The 5,223-nt window shown below is 36.9% G+C and carries 4 protein-coding genes, 1 tRNA gene and 1 pseudogene; 5 read left to right on the top strand and 1 reads right to left on the bottom strand.

All coding sequences use genetic code 11. The features are described from left to right. A pseudogene (locus MTBBW1_RS26405) lies at nucleotides 1–314 on the bottom strand (site-specific integrase); the annotation flags it as partial. 384 nt (nucleotides 315–698) lie between these two features. Between MTBBW1_RS26405 and MTBBW1_RS28800 the strand changes: the two are divergent. The 5 genes from MTBBW1_RS28800 to MTBBW1_RS28795 all read left to right on the top strand — a co-directional run. After that, nucleotides 699–793: transfer RNA gene (locus MTBBW1_RS28800), tRNA-OTHER, on the top strand. A gap of 741 nt (nucleotides 794–1,534) precedes the next feature. After that, nucleotides 1,535–3,271 (top strand): type I restriction-modification system subunit M, encoded by a 1,737-nt coding sequence (locus MTBBW1_RS26400; RefSeq protein ID WP_080809770.1) that lies wholly within the window; start codon nucleotides 1,535–1,537, stop codon nucleotides 3,269–3,271. Next, complete coding sequence (locus tag MTBBW1_RS26395) at nucleotides 3,268–4,617, top strand: restriction endonuclease subunit S (RefSeq protein ID WP_080809766.1); 1,350 nt, start codon at nucleotides 3,268–3,270, stop codon at nucleotides 4,615–4,617. Before MTBBW1_RS26400 ends, MTBBW1_RS26395 begins: the two co-directional genes overlap by 4 nt. 94 nt (nucleotides 4,618–4,711) lie before the next feature. Further along, a complete protein-coding gene (locus MTBBW1_RS26390; RefSeq protein ID WP_080809764.1) occupies nucleotides 4,712–4,927 on the top strand; it encodes a hypothetical protein in 216 nt (71 codons plus the stop codon). Then, nucleotides 4,924–5,223: type II toxin-antitoxin system VapC family toxin (locus MTBBW1_RS28795; RefSeq protein ID WP_186441732.1), on the top strand; the 300-nt coding region annotated here is incomplete at its 3' end. The genes MTBBW1_RS26390 and MTBBW1_RS28795, both read left to right, overlap by 4 nt.

Genomic DNA, 5,223 nt, shown 5'->3' with positions numbered 1-5,223 from the left:
CTGTACTCATTCCACAACCTATCAATTGTATAACGCCTTGATTCTGCCTTTCTGAGTTCTTCCTGATCTGCAATTATCTCTTTTCGGGTTTTGCGCTTGCCTTCAATAATTTCCGCTCTCATTCTGGCTGCTTTGGCTGGAGTCATGTCATCAGTATATTGACGGCCTACTTTTTCCTCGTGAATATAAAACTTGCCAGTTTCAACATTTTTTCTCTTGAACACAACATAATAAACTTTTTCAATCCCACTGCCACCAATCCTTTGAGATTCTCTGTAGAACACTCCAGGATATTTTGTTTTAAATCTTTTCATTGTAACTCCGTGTAGAGGGTTTTGTCGGTTTTGTCAGTTCTGCTATAGTGCATTTTTCATTTTTTTTTGCTCAACAAGCATCTCCAAGCAGGAATAGAAACTGATATTTTTATCATTCACATATAAATGTGAAAATGAAGCCGAAAAAATTGAACTGTATCAAATCAAAGAAGTGGTAAATATCATATTCCAAAGGCAATATCAAAAATGGATTGAGTTTAATCACTAACGGCTTATATGTGGCAGGAACAACACTGATATTAAAAAGTACTTTCCAACCCTATTTCCAACCCTGATTAAGTATCTGAGCTAATAACAAAGTATTTGAAAGTAAGTCAAGACAATTTTAATAAGCTGTTTTTATAAAGGAAAATATAGGTAGGAGTATGTAGAGGTATAAGAAAGTAATTAGTATTAAATAGATATATTCACGGCCTTTCACGCCGGCGACAGGGGTTCGAATCCCCTTGGGGACGCCACCTATAAAATCAAGCACTTAGGATATTTTCCTGAGTGCTTTTTTTTTATCTGGTTGCGGATAGGTTGCTTTGTATCTGGTTGCGTTTGCTTGCAGCATCATCCAGCCTATCAACTTCATTTTTCTTCCCACCAGCTACCCAATGATAATAAATATCCATGGAAAATTTAACAGAATGATGTCCAAGCTGCTTTGACACATCCGCAATATTGTCTCCATTGGAGATTCAGATTGTTACATATCTATTTCTAAGATCATCTACTCTGACCACTCTTGGACGTTTCTATCTTGCCTTTTGAAAATCCTCTTTGAATATTAATGAACCTGTCACCAAAATCAATATCCCCCCATTGAAGCCCCAAACATTCACCCAGCATTATTCCGGTTCTTGCCATGGAAAGACTCTATCTGTCACACCCCATAATTTACAATGGAAAAAATATGAAAAGGTCAAGGTTTCTGGATGAAATGAAATCTTGAATTAGCAAAAGATAAAACAACAAAAAAAATATCATAAACATAACAAATAACTTACAAAACTTATCAACAGCGAAGGTGTTTGCCCATACTAGCGGACACCTGACCGTTAGATATAACTATTTCTATTGATTAAAAGATAGATTGTTTGATTGAAAGAAATAATTTATGATATACAACAAAGTAACATTTTTAGAGTCGTGATTTCAGACGTTTTGTTGAATAAATACTTAACAATAGCACAACCTGAATTATTGGAGCATAAATGAACGTTCAAGGACTGGCAAATTTTATATGGGGAGTCGCTGATATCCTTCGTGGAGACTACAAACAGGCATCATATGGACAGGTAATCCTACCCTTTACGGTATTGAGACGACTGGATTGTGTACTCTCTTCAACCAAAGGGAATGTACTGAAGAAGTATGATGCCATCCAAAATATGAATGAGGATGCCATTGACAAGATCCTCAACAAGGAATCGGGCTACAATTTCCACAACCGGAGTAAGTTTGATTTCCAGAAACTGCTGGCAGAGCATGACAAGATAGGAATGAATCTTCGGCACTACGTTGCAGGCTTCTCTGCTGAAGCACGGGAAATCCTGGATAAATTCAAATTCGATGAACAGATATCCTACCTTGATGATAAGAATCTCTTGTTCCTTGTCCTTGAATCCTTTGCAAAGATTGACCTCCATCCAGATAAAATATCCTCCATGGAGATGGGGTATGTCTTTGAAGAACTGATCCGAAAATTTGCTGAAATCAGTAACGAGACCGCTGGAGAGCACTTTACCCCAAGGGAAGTCATCCGGCTCATGGTCAATTTGCTCTTCAACAACGACAATGAGATCCTCTCCCAAAAAGGTATCGTGAAAACCCTGTATGACTGTGCCTGTGGTACGGGTGGGATGCTCTCCGTTGCAGAAGAGTACCTTGCAGAACTCAACCCGGATGCACGCCTTGAAGTGTTTGGTCAGGAACTTAATGACGAATCCTATGCCATCTGCAAAGCCGACATGATGATCAAAGGCCAAAAAGCATCCAATATCAAGTTTGGAAACTCATTCACATCAGATGGATTTGAAAATGATAAATTTGATTACTGTCTCGTCAATCCACCATTTGGTGTTGCATGGAAGAAAGTCCAGAAGCAGATAAAGAAAGAACATTATCAATTGGGATTTGGGGGGAGATTTGGTGCTGGTCTGCCAAGAGTGTCCGATGGGTCTCTGCTGTTCCTGCAACATCTCATATCCAAGATGAAACCATCCAATGGTGGATCCCGTATAGCCATTGTTTTTAATGGCTCCCCCCTGTTCACCGGTAGTGCCGGTTCCGGTGAATCAGAAATCAGAAGATGGATCATCGAAAATGACATGCTGGAAGCTGTTGTCGCACTTCCAGACCAGCTCTTCTACAACACCGGCATCTCCACCTACTTCTGGATTGTCACCAACAGGAAGGATGATCAGAGAAAAGGCAAGGTACAGCTTATCAATGCCGTATCCTTTTCCCACAAGATGAGCCGATCCCTTGGAAACAAACGAAATGAGATATCAGGTGATGATATCAAAACCATCACCCGGATATATGGTGATTTCAAAGAAGGAAAGTACTGCAAGATTTTCCATAATTCAGACTTTGGATATTCCCGTGTGACAGTGGAACGCCCCTTGATGGAAGATGGTGAAGTGGTGACCACCAAACAGGGTATCCCCAAGCCGGATACCAAATTGCGTGACTATGAAAATATCCCCTTAAAAACAGGAAAGACCGAATCCTCAGAAGAAGATATTCAGGAATACATGGAAAAAGAGGTGCTGCCCCATGTTCCCGATGCCTGGGTTGACCACTCAAAAACAAAAGTGGGATATGAGATCAACTTCACCAAGTATTTTTATGAATATAAGCCGCTTAGATCGCTTGCTGAAATCCGTGCTGATATACTGGCTTTGGAAAAAGAAACTGATGGGCTTTTGAGTGAGGTGCTTGAATGATGAAGCCTTATCCGAAGTATAAAGATTTTGGGGTTGAATGGTTGGGGGAGATACCGGAGCAGTGGAATCTCAAAAAAATAAAATACATTACCACAAAAATTGGTAGTGGTGTCACACCCAAAGGTGGTGCTGATTCTTATCAAAAAACAGGCTATCCATTGCTAAGAAGCCAAAACATTCATTTTGAAGGTCTTAGATTAGATGATGTCGCGTATATATCAGAAGATATTTTTAATGATATGCGTAATAGTGAGGTCTTTAATGGAGATGTCCTACTGAACATCACGGGTGCTTCAATAGGTAGATGTTATTATGCCGATAAGAATTTAGGAAAAGCAAATGTCAATCAGCATGTCTGTATTCTTCGACCAAATGATCAAACTGAAACTAAATATTTATTTTTGATTTTATCATCCAATGTTGGACAGTTGCAAGTTTTCAATAAGCAAGTTGGTGCGAATAGAGAAGGTTTGAATTTTGAACAACTTAAAAATTTTATTTTTCCAAACCCAACAAAACAAGAAAGAGTGAAAATCGCCAACTTCCTCGATCACAAAACCCGCCTAATCGACACTCTCATTGAAAAAAAGAAACGGTTAATTGACCTGTTAAAAGAAGAACGTACTGCTGTTATCAATGAAGCCGTTACCAAAGGTCTTGATCCTGATGTTCCCATGAAAGACTCTGGGATTGAATGGTTGGGGGAGATTCCGGAGCATTGGGAAATATGTGCTTTTAAATATATTGTAGTTGTTAAAGATGGAACACATGACACTCCCAAGCCGGTTCCTTTTTCAGATAACGTATATCCGCTTATTACATCTAAAAATTTAAAAAATGGCTTTATTGATTTCAAAGAAACAACGTTTATTTCTGAAGAAGAACATAAAAAGATTATTCTCAGATCTAATGTGTCTTACGGTGATATTATTATGCCTATGATTGGAACAATAGGAAATCCCGTAATTGTTAATACAAAAAGAGAATTTTCGATTAAAAATGTAGCCTTGTTTAAATCAAATCCTAATGTTTCCATGAGTTATATAACATATCTTTTTAATAGTACTATTATCAGCACTCAATTTGACTTAAATCAGTCCGGTGGTGTTCAAAATTTTGTATCACTTTCTATTTTAAATAATTTAATTATTCCAAAAGTAAAACTTCATAAGCAACAGGAAATTGCAGACTATCTTGATAAAGAAACCACCCGTATCGACACCATCACCGCCAAAACCACCAAAGAAATCGAACTACTACAGGAATATCGAACTGCACTCATCAGCGAAGTTGTAACCGGAAAAATTGATGTCCGAGACTGGAAAGCACCGGAGAATGCCTGTTAAATCCATATCAAGAAGTAAAATGAGACTTTGCATACACAAGTCTTCAGTCGTCCTTATTTTAGTAATAATTGTGAAGTAACAATAGGAGATTATCATGAAATTAAAAGAAAATATATTTGAATCCATAGAAAGTATGGATACCTATGAACTCACTCTTATTTATGAATATATCAATTTGTTAAAAAAACAAAAGAAGGTGCCTCAAACTACAAAATCAAATATATCAATAGATCAAATTCATGTAATGACAAGCTCATCTGATGAAAGCTGGTCTAAAGCTGTTATAGAAGATAGAGAAGATAGAGTATGAAATATTTTATTGATACATCTTCACTTGTAAAAATTTATCATAAAGAATCAGGCACCTCAGATATCCTTAAAATTTATAATGATCCTGAAAACTTGATTCAAATTTCAGAATTGACATGTATAGAGTTTCTTTCAACAATTCATAAGAAATATAGAGAAAAATTATTTACACAAGAGGTTCTTGATATAATAATTAACAAATTTGATGAGGATTCTAATTTAAAATATGATATTTTGCGTTTTTCAACAATCATTTTTGATGAAACTGAGATATTATTAAAAGAAATAGCTTTGAAC

This window comes from Desulfamplus magnetovallimortis, assembly GCF_900170035.1.
Taxonomy (GTDB): Bacteria; Desulfobacterota; Desulfobacteria; order Desulfobacterales; family Desulfobacteraceae; genus Desulfamplus; species Desulfamplus magnetovallimortis.
The sequence above is the reverse complement of the archived record's forward strand: the minus strand, read 5'-3'. Positions and strand labels throughout refer to the sequence as shown.